This window comes from Bradyrhizobium diversitatis, from assembly GCF_016031635.1.
Taxonomy (GTDB): Bacteria; Pseudomonadota; Alphaproteobacteria; order Rhizobiales; family Xanthobacteraceae; genus Bradyrhizobium; species Bradyrhizobium diversitatis.
In genome coordinates this window covers 126,807-141,807 of the sequence record NZ_JACEGD010000001.1, presented here as the reverse complement: position 1 = coordinate 141,807, position 15,001 = coordinate 126,807, and the positions used below count along the sequence as shown (strand labels likewise).

The 15,001-nt window shown below is 63.3% G+C and carries 14 protein-coding genes and 1 pseudogene; 1 reads left to right on the top strand and 14 read right to left on the bottom strand.

Translation table 11 applies throughout. The features are described 5' to 3' along the window. Positions 1-86: 86 nt before the first annotated feature. The 4 genes from H1B27_RS00625 to H1B27_RS00610 all read right to left on the bottom strand — a co-directional run bounded on the left by H1B27_RS00625 (position 87) and on the right by H1B27_RS00610 (position 4,377). Positions 87-854 carry a DeoR/GlpR family DNA-binding transcription regulator gene (locus tag H1B27_RS00625; protein ID WP_197964585.1) on the bottom strand — a complete coding sequence of 256 codons (768 nt, stop codon included), beginning with the start codon at positions 852-854 and terminating at the stop codon, positions 87-89. A gap of 150 nt (positions 855-1,004) precedes the next feature. Further along, positions 1,005-2,003: a 4-hydroxythreonine-4-phosphate dehydrogenase PdxA gene (gene pdxA / locus H1B27_RS00620; protein ID WP_061880492.1), complete on the bottom strand. Its 999-nt coding sequence runs from the start codon at positions 2,001-2,003 to the stop codon at positions 1,005-1,007. After that, on the bottom strand, positions 2,000-3,280 hold the full coding sequence (locus H1B27_RS00615) for a four-carbon acid sugar kinase family protein (RefSeq protein WP_311976908.1): 1,281 nt from the start codon (positions 3,278-3,280) through the stop codon (positions 2,000-2,002). The genes pdxA and H1B27_RS00615 overlap by 4 nt, the downstream gene beginning before the upstream one ends. A gap of 56 nt (positions 3,281-3,336) precedes the next feature. Beyond that, positions 3,337-4,377 carry a 2-keto-3-deoxygluconate permease gene (locus tag H1B27_RS00610; RefSeq protein WP_197964709.1) on the bottom strand — a complete coding sequence of 347 codons (1,041 nt, stop codon included), beginning with the start codon at positions 4,375-4,377 and terminating at the stop codon, positions 3,337-3,339. A 292-nt stretch (positions 4,378-4,669) separates the two neighbouring features. Between H1B27_RS00610 and H1B27_RS41160 the strand changes: the two are divergent. Continuing rightward, a pseudogene (locus tag H1B27_RS41160) lies at positions 4,670-5,158 on the top strand (RidA family protein); the annotation flags it as partial. Positions 5,159-5,528: 370 nt separating this feature from the next. On the opposite strand, the gene H1B27_RS00600 reads toward H1B27_RS41160, so the two are convergent. From H1B27_RS00600 to H1B27_RS00555, 10 genes are all read right to left on the bottom strand, one after another. After that, positions 5,529-6,440 carry a flagellin gene (locus H1B27_RS00600; RefSeq protein WP_061880495.1) on the bottom strand — a complete coding sequence of 304 codons (912 nt, stop codon included), beginning with the start codon at positions 6,438-6,440 and terminating at the stop codon, positions 5,529-5,531. Between the two features lie 12 nt (positions 6,441-6,452). After that, a complete protein-coding gene (gene flgK, locus H1B27_RS00595) occupies positions 6,453-8,228 on the bottom strand; it encodes a flagellar hook-associated protein FlgK (RefSeq protein ID WP_197964583.1) in 1,776 nt (591 codons plus the stop codon). 19 nt (positions 8,229-8,247) lie between these two features. Further along, positions 8,248-8,706 (bottom strand): flagellar protein FlgN, encoded by a 459-nt coding sequence (locus tag H1B27_RS00590; RefSeq protein WP_376708961.1) that lies wholly within the window; start codon positions 8,704-8,706, stop codon positions 8,248-8,250. 15 nt (positions 8,707-8,721) lie between these two features. Continuing rightward, positions 8,722-8,982 carry a hypothetical protein gene (locus H1B27_RS00585; RefSeq protein ID WP_061880498.1) on the bottom strand — a complete coding sequence of 87 codons (261 nt, stop codon included), beginning with the start codon at positions 8,980-8,982 and terminating at the stop codon, positions 8,722-8,724. 3 nt (positions 8,983-8,985) lie between these two features. Continuing rightward, entirely contained in the window at positions 8,986-10,251 is a 1,266-nt protein-coding gene (gene flgE / locus H1B27_RS00580) for a flagellar hook protein FlgE (RefSeq protein ID WP_197964581.1), read from the bottom strand. A gap of 31 nt (positions 10,252-10,282) precedes the next feature. Further along, complete coding sequence (locus H1B27_RS00575; protein ID WP_197964580.1) at positions 10,283-10,951, bottom strand: flagellar hook assembly protein FlgD; 669 nt, start codon at positions 10,949-10,951, stop codon at positions 10,283-10,285. Positions 10,952-11,514: 563 nt separating this feature from the next. Next, a complete protein-coding gene (locus H1B27_RS00570; RefSeq protein WP_197964579.1) occupies positions 11,515-11,787 on the bottom strand; it encodes a hypothetical protein in 273 nt (90 codons plus the stop codon). Positions 11,788-11,956: 169 nt separating this feature from the next. Then, positions 11,957-12,382 carry a flagellar export chaperone FliS gene (locus tag H1B27_RS00565; RefSeq protein WP_061880501.1) on the bottom strand — a complete coding sequence of 142 codons (426 nt, stop codon included), beginning with the start codon at positions 12,380-12,382 and terminating at the stop codon, positions 11,957-11,959. A 2-nt stretch (positions 12,383-12,384) separates the two neighbouring features. Beyond that, a complete protein-coding gene (gene fliD / locus H1B27_RS00560) occupies positions 12,385-14,058 on the bottom strand; it encodes a flagellar filament capping protein FliD (protein ID WP_082822083.1) in 1,674 nt (557 codons plus the stop codon). A gap of 62 nt (positions 14,059-14,120) precedes the next feature. Continuing rightward, positions 14,121-14,945 carry a flagellin gene (locus tag H1B27_RS00555; RefSeq protein WP_061880515.1) on the bottom strand — a complete coding sequence of 275 codons (825 nt, stop codon included), beginning with the start codon at positions 14,943-14,945 and terminating at the stop codon, positions 14,121-14,123. Positions 14,946-15,001 lie beyond the last annotated feature (56 nt).

Here is a 15,001-nt window from a genome sequence, read left to right as displayed (position 1 = left end):
TGCGCTCCAGTTCAGCGATTGCTTATCGCAACCCCGCCTCGGGTCGATATTTTTCTCCGATCACGCGCAAAAATTGCGATGCCGGCTCAGCGAACGCTGGCAACGATCACGCGCGCTCCCGCATCGGCGAGACGCTTGCACTGCTCCTCAGATGCGCCGACATCAGTCACCAGAGTCCAGCGGGGCGGCAGCGGCGCCCAGGCCATCTGTTCGGCGCGGCCGAGCTTGCTGGCGTCGGCGAGAACGATGACTTCCTTCGACTGCTGCATCATCAGCGACTTCAGTGCGACCTGTTCGAGATCCGCTTCGCACAGGCCACGGCCATTCACCACGCCGTCGGCGCTCATGACGGCGTGGTCCGCGGTCATGCGCCGCAGCGCCTCATTGGCAAGCGGCCCCATGGTGCTCATGCTGGTGGTGCGCAGCGCGCCGCCCAGCACCACAAGCTCTATGGTTGGAGCCTTGGCGAGAAAGGGTAGCAGCGCAAGATTGTTGGTGATGATGCGCAGCCGCCGGTGCTGCAGCAGTCGGCCGAAGGCTGCGACCGTCGAGCCGGCATCGAGAATCAGCGTGTCGCCATCCTCGATCAGATCGATCGCCGCGCGCGCGATCGCCTGCTTCTGTTTGCCCTGAACCGCGAGGCGCTGCTCGAGCGTCGTCTCGTTCGCGTGGGCGGTGAGAATGGCGCCGCCATAGGTGCGGCGCACGGCATTGTTCTTGGAAAGATGCTGCAGGTCGCGCCGCACGGTGGAAGCGGAGACGACAAAGCGCCGCGCGAGATCATCGACATCGATCTCTCCCGCGTTCAGTGCTTCCAACAGACGAGCGTGACGCTCCTTGCTGCGCATCGACATCGAACCTCAGCCCCCGGATTCACTGCCGTCAGCCGAACTCGACGTATCGGCTTCGCGGCACGGCCGATGGATACCACGATGCATCGGCCCCGCAATGTCAGCGTTTAACGCGCATCTCGCTCCTCATCCTGAGGAGCCCGCGCAGCCCTCTCAAACCGCCTGCTTCGGCGCAAGATCGACCGCCTGCCGCAACGCCTCGATCAGGCTGCGCTCGTCGGCGATGCCTTTGCCTGCGATGTCGAAGGCGGTCCCGTGATCGACCGAGGTGCGGATCACCGGCAGACCAACAGTGATGTTCACACCGGCTTCCAGCCCCAGCACCTTGATGGGTCCATGGCCCTGATCGTGATACATCGCGACCACCATGTCGTAGTCGCCGCGGCCGGCCAGGAAGAACAGCGTGTCGGCAGGCAGGGGGCCGCGCACGTCCCAGCCCTTGCGCTGACAGGCTTCCACGGCCGGCGCGATCTTCGCGGCTTCCTCGCCGCGACCGAACAACCCATTCTCGCCGGCATGCGGATTGATGGCGCAGACGCCGATCTTCGGATTGGCGACGCCGGCGCGCACCAGCACGTCATGTCCGCGTGCGATGACACGCCCGACGAGGCCGGGCTCGATCTTCTCGATCGCATCGAGCAGGCCGATATGCGTGGTCACGTGAATGACGCGGAGTTTCGGCGACACCAGCATCATCGACACTTCCGGCGTGCCGGTCAGATGCGCCAGGAGCTCGGTATGGCCCGGATATTTGTGGCCGGCCGCATGGAGCGCTTCCTTCGAAAGCGGCGCGGTGCAGATGCCCTGCGCGAGCCCTGCCTGCACCACCTGCACGGCTTTCTCGATATAGCGATAGGCCGCCTCACCTGCCGTCGCCGACACCTTGCCGAACGGCAGATCGTCCGGCACAAGCTTCAGGTCAACGCACTGCACGGCCTTCGACGCAAAATTCGCCTGCTTCGCGTCGCTCAACGCATCGACCTCAAGCGGCACGCCGACGATCTGACCGGCTTTGCGCAGACGGTTGGAGTCGCCGATCATCAGCGCATTGCAGATCGCCTGCACCTGCGGCTGCGCCAGCGCCTTCATGATCACCTCGGGCCCGATACCGGCCGGATCTCCCATGGTGATCGCAATGGTCGGACGGGTCATGTGAAACTTCCTCTGGTTCGGACGGCGCGAAGCCGCTCGCTGATGCGGATGAGGCTGGTCTCGTCACCGAACGCGCCCGCTTTGGTGGCGATCGGAACAGACAATCGGCCAAGAGTCAGGCCGAGCGACACGCCCGGCTCGATTTCGTCGGCAAGACGGATGCCGTTGACGCCGAAGCGCGACAGCATTGCCGCGGCGGTTTCGCCGCCGGTCGCAGCGAAGGCGCCGATCGAGGGTGCGACGGCCTCAAGAGCGTCGGCGAGCCCCTTGGCGAGCTGCGGGCCGAGTGACATGTCGGGGTGATCATCCATCATGATCTCAACCAGTGTATCGCCGCCGCCGGCAAGTCGTTTCATCACGTCCGCGGCGAGCGCCGCCCGGCCGGCACCATCGTTCAGCAGCGTCGCCGGCGCGACCGGAAAATGCGCCACGGTGCCGGTCGCCTCCAGCTCGCGCGCGGCGGCGCGAGATGCGCCGGCGAGCGAGCCCACCACGATCAGGGTGCCGGAAGCGCTTGTCGGAATGCGCAATGGCTCGATGGCATGGCTGGCTTCGAGGCCGGCCAAGGCGTGCGCGAGGCCGGCGCTGCCGATGAAGAAGGTTGCGGGCGATGCATGCAGGCTCGCCCCCGCGATCAAACGCAGATCGTGGTCAGTCTCGGCGTCGCAGGCCGCGACCACGTCGCCCTCCCGGGCGAGCCTCGCGAACGTGGCTTTGAGATCGCCACCGCGGACGGCAGCGAGCTTGACCTTCTCACCGCGGACGCCCGCGGTCGCGAGAACGTCGACAAGATCGGCGTTCGGGTAGGTGTGGTCGCGGCGCCAGACCTCGGCCTCCTCGAGGGGGTGGCCTTTGACCAGGATACGCCCGTCGATGGTGGTGCGGCCGGTGGCCGGAAAGGCCGGCGCGAACACGCCGAAGGCCGGACCCGACCGTGACTTGAGATGCGCAAGCGCGGCTGCAATCTCTGCTGCAGGTTGCCCCCGCAGCGTCGAGTCAAGCTTCTTGAAGAGAATACGTCCGCCTTCGCACAGGCGCGCCAGCACATCGGCATGGCGGGCTGCAGCGGCCCCGGCCGAAAGGCCTCGACTCGCGGCATCGTAGGCCAGGACGGGCAGCTGGTAGCCCGATGCGTCGGTCATCTCACCCCACGTCACCGCAGCCGCACGCCCCCTTCTGCCGAAGGCGATCGCACAGTCCGCGGCACCGGTGAGATCGTCAGCGACGATCAGCCAGCTTTGGCTTGATGCGTTTTCCTGACGCGAACCGGCATCCACTTCGCTCGAAAACGCTTTAGGGGCCATCCTCAGCGACCTGCTTCGGTGAATTTGTGTCAGTGACTTGCCTCAGTGACAACCGAGCGCGCCGCGGGGGTCATCTTGCCGGCAGAAGCCACGTTGTTCTCTTCCGCAGGCTCCTCGACGTCGCGACCAACAACGCGGGCTGTCCAGGCGGTGACGATCGGCACGAGGATTGCGGTAACCACGACGCACGCCGCGACGAGGATAGTCGCAGGCCGCGCCGCGTCCGCATAGGCCGGATTCGCCGCGGCGACAATCGCCGGGACGGCCGCCGCATTACCGGCCGTCGAGGCCGCCGCAACACCCGCGACACCATTCCCGCCAGTGATGCGATCGGCGAGGAACAGCGGGATGCCGGTCACAACCACCACGGCCACTCCCATGCCGAGGCCGAGCAAGCCGGCCTGCCAAACCTTCGACAGATCGAGGCCGGCGCCGAGCGCGAAGGCGAAGAACGGGATCATCACAGGTACCGCGCGGCTCAGGAAGTCGCGCATCTCTCTGTCGAGATTGCCGATGATCATACCCACCACCAGAGGCAGGATAGCGCCCACGAGGGTCTGCCATGGAAATGCCGAGAGGCCGGCGACGCCCAAAGTGATCATGGTGAGGAATGGACCGCTCTCCAGCGACATGACGGTATATGCGCCGACGTCACGCGGACGTCCATATTGGCCCATCAACGCCATATAGAGACCGCCATTGGTGTCGTTCATGGCGGCGACGACCGCGAGCGTCGAGACACCCGCGAACATGCCAGCTGCGACCGGCGTCTCTCCCAAAATGCGGCCGAAGATCAGGCCGAGGACAATGGCCGCGCCAACCTTCACGATCAGCAGGGTGCCGCCCTTCTTCACAATGTAGGGGGTCGCGCGGAAGTCGATGCTCGCGCCCATGCAAACGTAGAACACGGCGAGAATCGTCAGCGCTCCCGAGAACAGTGCGCCGGTGAAGGAGCCAAAAAACTTCGGGGTATCGGGAAAGAAGGTGGCAATAAGCGCCCCGACCAACAGAGGGACCACCATCATCCCGCCAGGCACGCTCTCGATCGCCCGCTTAATTGGAACCTGCATCTCTATTGTCCTCCCGCACACCGCACACCGCACACTTCCCATCATTTTGCGCGTTTTGCTATAAAAACGAGCAATTCTCTGGCCGTATACGCTCATACCGCGCAATATTCAAGATTTATTGCGCATTTTGCGCAAATTGACCCGATCATTCGCCCCGTCAGACGTGATTGATTTTGCTAGCGGGAGAATGCCAGGGAATCGGGTCATGAGAGGTTAGGCATGGTGCTCATCGCGCAGATGCTCGAAACGCTTACTTGGGGCAACACCCACCGAAGCCTCCGGTGGTGCAACTTTTGCCGACGTTATCAAGGTCAATCACTATTTGACCGACATTCGGGCACAATTGCCGATCTTGCGCGAGGTACGCGGCTCCTTTGTCAACACCGCCGCCCCTCCTGCGAGCACGACCGTAGAGGTTTCCCGGCTGGCCGCCGATGCGGCTTTGTTTGAGGTGGAAGCAATCGTGGCATTACCCCGCGTTGAAGCGACTGAGCACGCGTGGAGACGCAACATCGGAGGATACGACGTGACGCGACTGTTTAGGTTGATCGGCCTTCTCGCTATTCTTTTGGTTCACCTCTCTCCAGATGCAGCATTCGCAAAGAGCAAGCGCATCTTGGTGTTCGGCGATTCCAATACATGGGGTTCGACGCCTCGAATGTCCGAGACCCAACGCCGGGGGCGAGAAGTATTTCCGCGTAGGTCGGCAACACTCGGACCGCTCTGCCTCAACCCCTCGTCCTTCGACCGACCATTTGCAAGCGAGAAGGAAGGGTCCTGAGCGACTTCAGCCAGCAATCCAGCAAAGTTGCTATCTTGCTGAGCGATCGCTCTACCGAAAGTAACAACTGACAAACCCAAGAAGGATAGCTGCAAAGAGCTTCGTCGGCTAAGCATTGTAAGCGCCCCTCGTGTGTAAAACTTGCTGAACGCGCAAAGATTGTACAGCCTCGGGCGAAACAATTGAATGAAATCCTTCGGCCAGACGATGAAGCCGTTCTCGTTCCTCCACCTCAAGGGCATCGGCGGGCAGATCGCCGCGCTGGTGCTGGCCTCGACCGTCGCGCTCCATCTCGTCGTCACCCTGGAAGGGCACCATCCGGTCAAGCCCCGGCGACTCCCTCCATTACCGAACGAACCCAGCCCTTGTTTCACTTCAGATAACTCGCAAGATTCAGGCTCAATATCTTCCCGAGAGCAGAATAGGACGCCGTGAGTTGCGTCTCATAAGTCGAAAGCTGCGCCGTAATGGCGGCGACGTCGACGCTGGTCAGGTCGTTCGACAAGGTCTCCGCGTAACTCTTGTAGTCGGCCTGGCGAGCGCTCGCGGTCTCGATCGAGGACGCGGCGCCGGACAGCTTTGCCTGCACGGCGGCGGTGTCGTCGAGCGCCGTGCTGGCGAGATCCAGCGCGCTGGTGATATCCGCAGACGACAGCGTCGTGCTGTTGGCCACAAACTTCAGGACGCGCATCACCTCCTCGAACGCCGAATTATCCGCGGTGACGCCGTAGGACACGGTTTCATTGGCGGCAACCCGTACCGAGGCGATCTCGCTGTCGCCATTGTAGTAGCTGGTGTCCGCAGTCGTGGTCGAACCAGTACCAGACGAAAAGCTCGTGAGATCGACCGGAGCCGTGTCGGTCTTGCCGCCGGCAAACACGTATTGGCCGTCATACTGTGTGTTCATCAGCGAGCCCATCTGCTCCAGCATCTGCTGGGCTGAGCTGATCGCCGAGTTCACCTCGATCGAGCTCCCGGTCGAGGCGGCGCTGAGCTGGGAGCGCAGCTGCGTGAGGATGTCGGTCACCGAGCCGACCGCTGAATACATCACCTGGACCTTGCTGCCGGCGAGCGTAGCCGCGTCGATATAGGATTGCGCGCGCGTCACCGAGACCTGAAGGTTGATGACGTGCTGCGCGTCCGCGCCATAGCCGCCGAAATCCGTCGAGACGACGCCCGTCGATTCCTGGATCTGCTTGGTGGCCATGACCGACTCCACGCGCATGGCGTCGGCGATCATTCTGTTCGACTGGGCGAAGGTGGCCACACGCATCGCGACCATAATCGTACCCCCTTACGTCGACTGCACGGCGGTGAGCAGCGCCGAATACATGGAGTTGATGGCCTGGATCAGCGCCGACGCTGCCGAATATTTGTTCTGGAGCGTGCTCAGATTGGCCGATTCCTCGTCCAGATTGACGCCGGACTGCGACGACAGGGAATTCGCATAGGTCGACTGCGCGGTCTCCTTGGCGGTGTAATCCGTGGAGGCCTGCGAAGCCTTGCTCGATACGTCGGAGACGATGACCGAGGCGTAGTCGGCGAGCGACCCGGTGCTGGCGGCAAGCCCGCCCGTCGATGCAAACGTCTGCGAGGCCGTCAACGCATCGTAGAAGGCATTGATCACGGTGGCGGAGCCGGACGACAGCACCGAACTTCCGACAGTCAGGCTCGACGACGAGTCCAGCGTCGTCAGCTGGAGCTCGTTCGTGCCGGACAGAATCTTGCTGTTGACTGCGATGTCCGAAGCGCTCGTTCCCGTCACCAGATCGTTGAGGCCGAAATATTCGGAGATTCCCTCGCTGGAGCTTCCGACCGAGCTCGTCATCTCGTTGATGGCGACGCCGTTGCCAGATCCGGTCGCCGTGATCGAGAGATGGCCATCCGAATCGATCGAGGCGGACAAGCCGGAGATGCCGTTGATGGCGGTGACGAGATCGCCGACCGTCGCATAGGATGACAGGTCGAGATCGGCGTAGGAGACCAGGTTGCCGCTCTGGTCGGTGGCCGCGATACGCACCGAGCCAGAGGCGGACAGGGCAGAACTGCTGGTGACGGCCGTCGTCCCTGTCAGGCTGGTCGGCGCCGGCACCGAAGAGGCGCTGTTCGAGACGTTGTTCATCACGGACGCAAGCTGCTGCGCGAGCTGGTCGAGCTGGGACTGCGCGTCCGGCAGAGTGTCGTCACGGAGCGTGATGAGTGCGCCGATATCCCCCCCGGTGATCTGGGAGGTGATGTCCACCCCGTTCACGGTGATCGCGCTGAAGCCGCTCGACGAGAAGCCGGCGGTGTACGTCGTTGACGCCGTCACACTGGACGCAGCCGTATAGTTGATCGTATGCGCGGAACTGTCGACCAGTGCCTGGCCTGATTTGGTGTAGATCTGTATGTCGCCGTTCGAAGCGGTGAAGTAATTGATGTTCATCTTCGAGGCGAGGTCCTGGAGCGCGGTGTTGCGCTGGTCCTCGAGGTCGGCGGTGGACTGGCCGGAGGCGGCCGTCTGCTTGATTTGGGTATTCAGATCCGCGATCTGCTGCAGGTCCGCGTTGACGTCGTCGATCGAGGACGCGATGTCCTGATCGGCGTCGGACCGGAGCTTCTGGATCCCGCTGGAGGTCTCCCGCAACTGGCTCGCGACGTCGTCGAGCGCGCTGACGACGTTGGATTGCAGCGAGGCGCTGCCGGGCGTGCTCGCCAGCGACGACAGCGCCGATTCCAGCGAGGCGATGCTGTTGGCGAGCGAGGTCCCGGACGAGGAATCATCGCTGCTGCTGATCGAACCGTAGAGCTGCTGGAGCGACGTCAGGTAGGTGTTGGCGGTGTCGGCCGCGCCGAGCTCGGAATCCGCGCTGACCAGCGACTTCAACAGCAGCTTGTCGACGGTCGAGGTGATGCCGGTCACCGTGACGCCGGTGCCGACGCCGTTGGTGACGCTGTTCGACTGGGTCGCGGACTTCCTGGTATAGCCCGTCGTGTCGGCGTTCGAGATGTTTGACGACGTCACGCTGATCTGCACGGACGTCGCAGACAGCCCGCTGAAAGCGACCGATCGAGCGATATCGAGCGACACGGCGGCCTCCCCCGTTCCGTCAGGCGCTGCGGCTGGTGCCGCTGGACACTGCACGGGCGGCAGCGACGCGGCCGGATGCACCGTAGGGCGAAACGGCGACGATCTGCTCGCGGATCGCCTGCATGACGGCCTCGATCCGGCGGTTGCTGGCCTCGATCGCAGCGCGCAGACGCACCAGATTCTCGTCCATCTCCGCCCGCAGCCTCAGGATCCGCTCCAGCAGCTGCTCGCGCAGGATCCGGTCCCGCACCGTCAGGCTGGTCGTGCCTGCCGCGCACTTGGCAACGGTTCGCTCGAAGATCTCCGCCAGCTTGTTCTTCTCGTCGACCTGCTTCAGGCGCGAGGCCGGCAGGCCCTTGGCAAGCTCCGCGTTCTCCTCCGCGATCAGTGCAGTCAGGGTGTCGATCAGCGTGATCAGCGACTTGATCCTGTTATCGCCGTTCACGGCACTCGTCCTTGTGGCTTGGGCTACAGTCATGGTCATCGCCTTCTTCTAGTTATTCCGTTTGCCGCGGCCGCCTTGCGAGTTTCGCAGGTAAGCGCCGATCGCGGCCGTCCTGGCAGCCGTCTGCCTCATCTCACCGTCGATCTCCGCGGCTTCCCGCACGAGGCCACGCCGTATCGTTTCCACGTCGTCGAGCAGCACGAGCAACTGCTTGCGGTCGCCGCCCTTGACGGTTGCGGCCCGTGCCATCAGCCGCTTGAGCCGGCGCAGCAGCGCCTCCCCAACGGCGTTCGCCTGCTCACCGCGCATCGCTCACCTCATCGCCGAGATCAGGGTGTCGTACATCTCGTTGACGGTGGAGATGATTTGGGACGCAGCGGAATAGGCCTGCTGCGCCGAGATCATGTCCGAGAACTGGCTGGAGGTGTCGGTGGTCGATGATTCCAGCTCGCTGCCGTAAATCGTGCCCGCTCCGTTCTCGCCGGAGCCCTGCAAGGAGGCATTGCCCGACGTCACGGTCGCCGAATAGATGCCGTTGCTGGAGGCGGCGAGCCCGTTGGGATCGGCGAAGGTCGCCACCGCGATCTTGTAGATCGCGATGGTCTGGCCGTTGGAATAGGTCGCGTTGACGAGGCCGTCATCACCGATCGAGACGCTCGACAGATTGCCATAGGACAGACCGTCCGAGTCGATGCTGGTGACATTGACCGACGGCGTGGTTTCGCCCGACGCATATTGCGTGAGGCCGTCGGTCTTGCCGGCGGTTCCGAGATTCATGGTGATGGTGCTGTTCGCCGCACCATCGGTCCAGCCGGTGATAGAGACGGTGGCCGGATTCGGGCTGGTACTGGCGAGCGAACCGTCGCTGTTGAAGGTGATGTCGATCGTGCCTGAGGCCGTGCCTGTTGCGGTCGTGGTGTCCGAGGTCGAGGTCGGATTGGCGAAGCTCGCGCTCCAGGTGTTGGTGCCCGTCTTGGTCCAGGTGACCTGCATCGAATTCGAGGCGCCGAGCGAATCGTAGACCGTCATCGAGCTGGTGTAGGTGGCGCCGGTCGCGGCATCCGACGGCAGGTTCGCCGCGATGGTGGTCTTTGTGGTCGCGCTGCCGCTGGTTGAGGCGACCTGGGTGTTGATGGCCTCCAGATTGCTCGCCGACTCGCTGCCGACGACATTGCCATCGGCATCGGTGCGCCATCCCTCGAGATAGTAGCCGTTGTTCTGGAGATAGCCGGCATTGTCGGTGGTGAAGGCGCCGTTACGGGTGTAGGCGGCCGTGCCGCCCGACTTGGCGTCGGTCACCACGAAGAAACCCGAGCCCTGGATCGCGACGTCGGTGGCGTTGGAGGTCGCGGCGAGCAGGCCCTGCTGGGTGATGTTGGCGCGACCGGAGACGGTGACGCCGCCCGAGGCGTAGGAGGTCGTGTTGCTCGCCGCCGTCACCAGCGCGTCGAACATTCCCGACGTCGTCTTGTAGGCCGTCGTGTCGGAATTGGCGATGTTGTCGCTGATCATCGACAGGGACTGGCTCTGGGCGCTGAGCGCCGAGATCGCCGATGACAATGCGCCGGTGAGACTCATGATGAAGCTCCGAGAAAATCAGGACTTGAGATCAGGATGTGACGCCGAGGATGTTAGCGGCGCTGACCGCGACGCCGTTCACCGTGAGCGAGGGCGTGGACGTCGAAGTGTCGATGCCGGTCACCGTGCCGGTGACGGTCGTGTAATTGAGCACCGAGTTGCCGGCGGTATCCGTCGCCGTCACCGAGATGCTGTACTTGCCGCCGTCGGAGAGCTGGTTGCCGTTGGAGTCCTTGCCGTCCCAGGTGAAGCTGTTGGAGCCGGAGTTGCCGGTGCCGGTGCCGGTGTAGACGACGTTGCCGGAGGAATCCGAGATGCTGATCGAGACGTCCGAAGCGGTCGACGACAGCGAGTAGCCATAGGTCGCCGAACCGTTGCTCAAGGTCGCCGTATCGGACTTCGCCTCGACAGTGTGGCCGATGTAGTTCACCGAGTTCAGCGTCACGAGGCTCGAGAACGAACTCGCGAGCGACGACAAGTTGGAGTTGATCGACTGCTGCGAGGTGAAATTGGCGTAGGAGGTGAGCTGATTGACGAGGTCGGTGGTCGAGGTCGCATCCAGCGGATTCTGGTTCTGCAGCTCGCTGACCAGAATGCTCAGAAAATCGTCGGATGTCAGCGTCGAGTTGGACGACGTGCTCGACGACGACGATGTCGTGGTGGTCGCGGTCGTTGCAGAACTCACGGCGGAAACGGTCATCGGAGACTCCGGCGTCATTCGCTGCCGGCGAGCGGATGTCGGCTCGCGGCGCTTGAAATCTGTGTGCTGATGAAACGGGTGGGCGTGCGGATTCAGGCGGCGATTCACGCGCGCGGGAACGGCATTCGACACGGCAAAATCTGCCGTGTGCGTCTTAAACGAGCGGTGAGTTCGAGTTGATTTGGCGCGGCGGTGGCAGTGCACTGCCTCGCCCCGCTCGCGGCAGGGCAATCGCATATAACTTGTGGCGGCCGCCTGCGCGCACGCCTCGTCCTTCGAGACGACGCTTACGCGCCTCCTCTCCATGAACCACCTGTCTGACGACGTCTGGCGGGTGGTTCATGGTCCCGTGTGCAGCGCCCGCTTTCGGCGCTGGGGACTCAGGATGAGGCTAATCAGCATCAGTACTCGTTGAAACTGCTGCCGCGCACTCCGCCCTGATCCTGAAGAGCCCGCCCAAAGCGGGCGTCTCGAAGGATGGCCGCGGGAAGAAACTCCCAAATGCGATTGCCCTACCCCAAGCGGGACCAAGTGAAGGAAGCGACGATTCAGAGCAGAGCCGCTCAGCTCCCCGCCGTCTCGCCTTCGGTGCGCGGCTCGGCGGCGTCATCATTCATTCTCGCGGCCGCAGCGACAATGCGGTCGGCGAGGCCTGCCGGCGCGCGCACCGGCGGTGCCGCGAGCGCGAGGCGCAGGGCGCGCGCCTCTTCCAGCAGGGCTTGCGCGGCGGACGATCGCGACAGCAGCTCTTCGGCGGGCAAGCGCCGATCGTCGGGCCAGAGGGAGAGATCCTCGCCCAGCCGATCGATCAGTTCCTCAAACTCGGTGACGTCCATCGCCCGCCGATCCCGCCTCGGTCAGGCTGTCATAGAGCATTGCAAGCGCTCCGAAAACCGGATTTGAGCGGCATCGCGCGCCAAATATGCCCGCAGCACTACGGAAAGCCGTGGAAACGGCGACCGTTCCGGCGCCCGCCCTCCCCCGCCTCGCGGAGGAGCAGGCAGCTCAGCCCCTGCGGGCCGAATCGGTCGGTCCAGGCTTGCTGCTCCGCACGGTCGTGTCGACGAACTCCCAGGCCTCCCGCAGTTCGGTCAGCCCGGCGATGATGCGGCCGAAATTTTGCCGGGCGTGCGGACGGCCAAAGGCCCGGTGGCTCGCCAGGATCATCGCGTTGTAGGTCTGGAACAGACGCTCCGCCACGTCACCGCCTTTGGCGAAATCGAGATTGTGGCTGAGCCCACGCAGGATCGCGGTCGCCTTCATCAGGTGCTCGTGCCCTTCCTCGAAACGCCTTGCCTCCTGGGCGGCGAGCGATCTCTGGAGAGAGATGATCGTGCCGCCGAGCAGCATCGAGACCGCCTTGAGCGGCGGCACGGTCGTTGCCGTTCCCCGATAGGCCTGGTTGGCCATGTACGCCATCGGATTATGCATCGTCAATCACTCGAGTTGAGCAGGGCCTTGAGATAATCGAGCGTGCTGTTCGCACTCTCGATCGCGGCTTGGTATTTCGCGTATTGCGTCTGCAGCTGCGACTGCAGCGTCGCCGCGGCGCTGTTGATGTCATCGACCTTTTTCTGGAGCTCCTCGTCGCGCGTCGTCAGACTGGTGATCTGCGTTTGCAGCGCGCCAGTCGATGACGAATAGTCCTTCGCAAGCTGGTAGATCTGCGATGCAATCCCGGTGCTCGAGTTGACCGCGATCGACTGCGAAGTCGAGCCGGTATAGGTGAAGGCCATGCCGGCATAGATCGAGCCGGACGCACCGATGATCGTGGTGCCGCTGACCGTAAACAGCGAGGAGTCGCCGCCGACCGAGGCCGAGGACAGGTTGCCGTCGGAATCGACGGTCAGCTCCAGGGTGAAGGATTGCGGCGACGTCCCGGTGTTGACGACGCTGAGCTGGCTCGACGACGTCGTGGTTTGCGCCGACAGCAGCTTGGTCACGCCGCTCAGGTTGGTGCTCAGGATCTCCGACAGCGTGCTGGTATCGAGCTCCAGCTCGTTCTTCTCGTTGAAGGACAGACCGAGATCGGCCATCGTCATGCCGCCCACGGTACTGTTCAATGCGTTCTGGAGCGCGTCCATGATGTTGCGCATGGTTCCGTCGCCGAACAGGACCGCACTCGAGTCTGCGGTGCCGTCGGTCGTGGTCGCCTGCTGGGCGATGACCTCGTCGCGAAAGGCATTGTAGTTGGTGACGAAGATCTCCAGCGCCGATTGGATCTGGCTGGTGTCGGTCTCGATACTGATGTTCAGCGAGGTTCCGTCCGGCGTCGCCTGGAGCAGGCTGAAGGTGACCCCGCTCAGAACGTCGGTGATGTCGTTGGTGTCGCGGGTCATCGAGATGCCGTCCAGCGTGAATTCGGCCGACTGCGCCTCCTGGATGACGTTGGTGAAGCTGCCAGAGCTGTTGGTCACGCCGAGCTTGTTCAGGATATCGTCGCCGGACGTGCTCGAATAAGTGATGTCGGCGGCATCCTCCGTGCCTGTCAGCACCATCTGGAAGGACGTGCTGGAGACCTGCACGATTGAGGCCTGGACGTTGGTCGCCGAGGTCTGGGCATTGATGGCATCGACGACGTCCTGAAGCGACATCGTGCTGGTGATGGTGATATCGGACGTAGCCCCGCCGTCCAAACCGATGGAGAACGTGCCGGAATAGCCGAGCTCGTCGGTCTGGCTCGATTGCGAGGTGCCGACCACCTTCTGTGCGGCCGCGAGCTGACTGATCGTCAATGTATGGTCGCCGATCGCCGCCCCGTTCTTGATCGTCATGGAAAGCGCCGAGGAGGCACTCACGTCTCCGGTCGAGCTGATGCTCGCCGCGCGCGTCGCGAATGCGCTGGTGGAGAGCGAATTGACCACCGCCGTGGATAGTGACGACAAGCCGGAATACAGCGTCTGCAGATCGCTCTGAAGCGTCTGATAGGCAGAGATCTTGGCCTCGTTGTTCGTGATCGTGGTCGAGATCGTATCCGCCTGCGCGGTCTTCGCGTCCACGGCGGACTGTATCAGCGCTGACCAGTCGATACTGCTCGAATTGGTCGACCCGCTCGTGGTGACGGTGACACCCGAGCTTGCGCTGCTGGTTGAGCTGACGCTGGCCACTTTGGTTGCCTATTCCCTGGTAGTGAGCGGGCCGGCCTCATGCCGGCCCGCTTGGATCGTCATCAGTTCAGCAGCTGGAGCAAGTACTGGGGCATCTGGTTCGCCGCGGCGAGCGCCGACACGGCAGCCTGTGTCTTCACTTCGGCCGAAGACAGCTTGGATTGCTCGGACGCGATATCCACGTCCTCGATCGCGGAGTTTGCCGCCTGGAGGTTCTGCGTCTGGGTCGAGATCGAATCCGACGAGAAGTTGAACCGCGATTCCTGAGCGCCGATCGAGGCGCGCGCGGCAGAAACGGTGTCGATCGCAGTATCGATGGCATCGAGCGCCGATGTCGCGCCGGACTGAGTGCTGACGTCGAGCGTGGAGACAGCGAGAGAGGACGCGGTCAGGCTGGTCAACTGGATGTCGATCGTGTCGGAGCCGTCCGAGCCGACCAGCACGGACACACCGGACGAGAACACGCTGGATCCATCGAGCAAGCTCTGGCCGGAATAGCGGGTGCCGGTCGCGATCGAGTCGATTTGGGCGTTGAGCTGCGAGAATTCCGATTGGATATAGGCGCGACTGGAGTCGGTCACGGTGCCCGACGCGGATTCGGACGCCAGCGACTTCATGCGGGCGAGAATGTCCGAGATGTTCGACGCGCCGCCGTCGGCGGTCTGGAGAATCGCAGTCGCCTGCGAGGCGTTGGTCGCAGCCTGCTGAAGCGTGGTGACGTCCGAGGAGATGCGCGTGGAGATCGCAAGGCCCGCGGCGTCGTCGGATGCCGAAGTGATGCGCGATCCGCTCGACAGCTTCGAGAGCGAGCTGCTCTCCTGCGCAGCGTTGATGTTGAGATAGCGGACTGCCGCATTGGCGGCAGTGTTGGTGTTGATTGCGGGCATCTGAAGCTCCTGTTTGATGGGCACGGCGTGCCGCTTCGTGGGAATCGACTTACGAC

What these genes read in the sequence shown, in the direction of transcription:
- H1B27_RS00575 (WP_197964580.1), bottom strand. Translation starts at nt 10,951, where the DNA reads ATGACCGTTTCCGCCGTGAGTTCTGCAACGACCGCGACCACCACGACA.
- H1B27_RS00565 (WP_061880501.1), bottom strand. Translation starts at nt 12,382, where the DNA reads ATGCATAATCCGATGGCGTACATGGCCAACCAGGCCTATCGGGGAACG.
- H1B27_RS00590 (WP_376708961.1), bottom strand. Translation starts at nt 8,706, where the DNA reads ATGACTGTAGCCCAAGCCACAAGGACGAGTGCCGTGAACGGCGATAAC.
- pdxA (WP_061880492.1), bottom strand. Translation starts at nt 2,003, where the DNA reads ATGACCCGTCCGACCATTGCGATCACCATGGGAGATCCGGCCGGTATC.
- H1B27_RS00585 (WP_061880498.1), bottom strand. Translation starts at nt 8,982, where the DNA reads ATGCGCGGTGAGCAGGCGAACGCCGTTGGGGAGGCGCTGCTGCGCCGG.
- flgE (WP_197964581.1), bottom strand. Translation starts at nt 10,251, where the DNA reads ATGAGTCTCACCGGCGCATTGTCATCGGCGATCTCGGCGCTCAGCGCC.
- H1B27_RS00610 (WP_197964709.1), bottom strand. Translation starts at nt 4,377, where the DNA reads ATGCAGGTTCCAATTAAGCGGGCGATCGAGAGCGTGCCTGGCGGGATG.
- H1B27_RS00625 (WP_197964585.1), bottom strand. Translation starts at nt 854, where the DNA reads ATGTCGATGCGCAGCAAGGAGCGTCACGCTCGTCTGTTGGAAGCACTG.
- H1B27_RS00600 (WP_061880495.1), bottom strand. Translation starts at nt 6,440, where the DNA reads ATGGTCGCGATGCGTGTGGCCACCTTCGCCCAGTCGAACAGAATGATC.
- H1B27_RS00570 (WP_197964579.1), bottom strand. Translation starts at nt 11,787, where the DNA reads ATGGACGTCACCGAGTTTGAGGAACTGATCGATCGGCTGGGCGAGGAT.
- H1B27_RS00555 (WP_061880515.1), bottom strand. Translation starts at nt 14,945, where the DNA reads ATGCCCGCAATCAACACCAACACTGCCGCCAATGCGGCAGTCCGCTAT.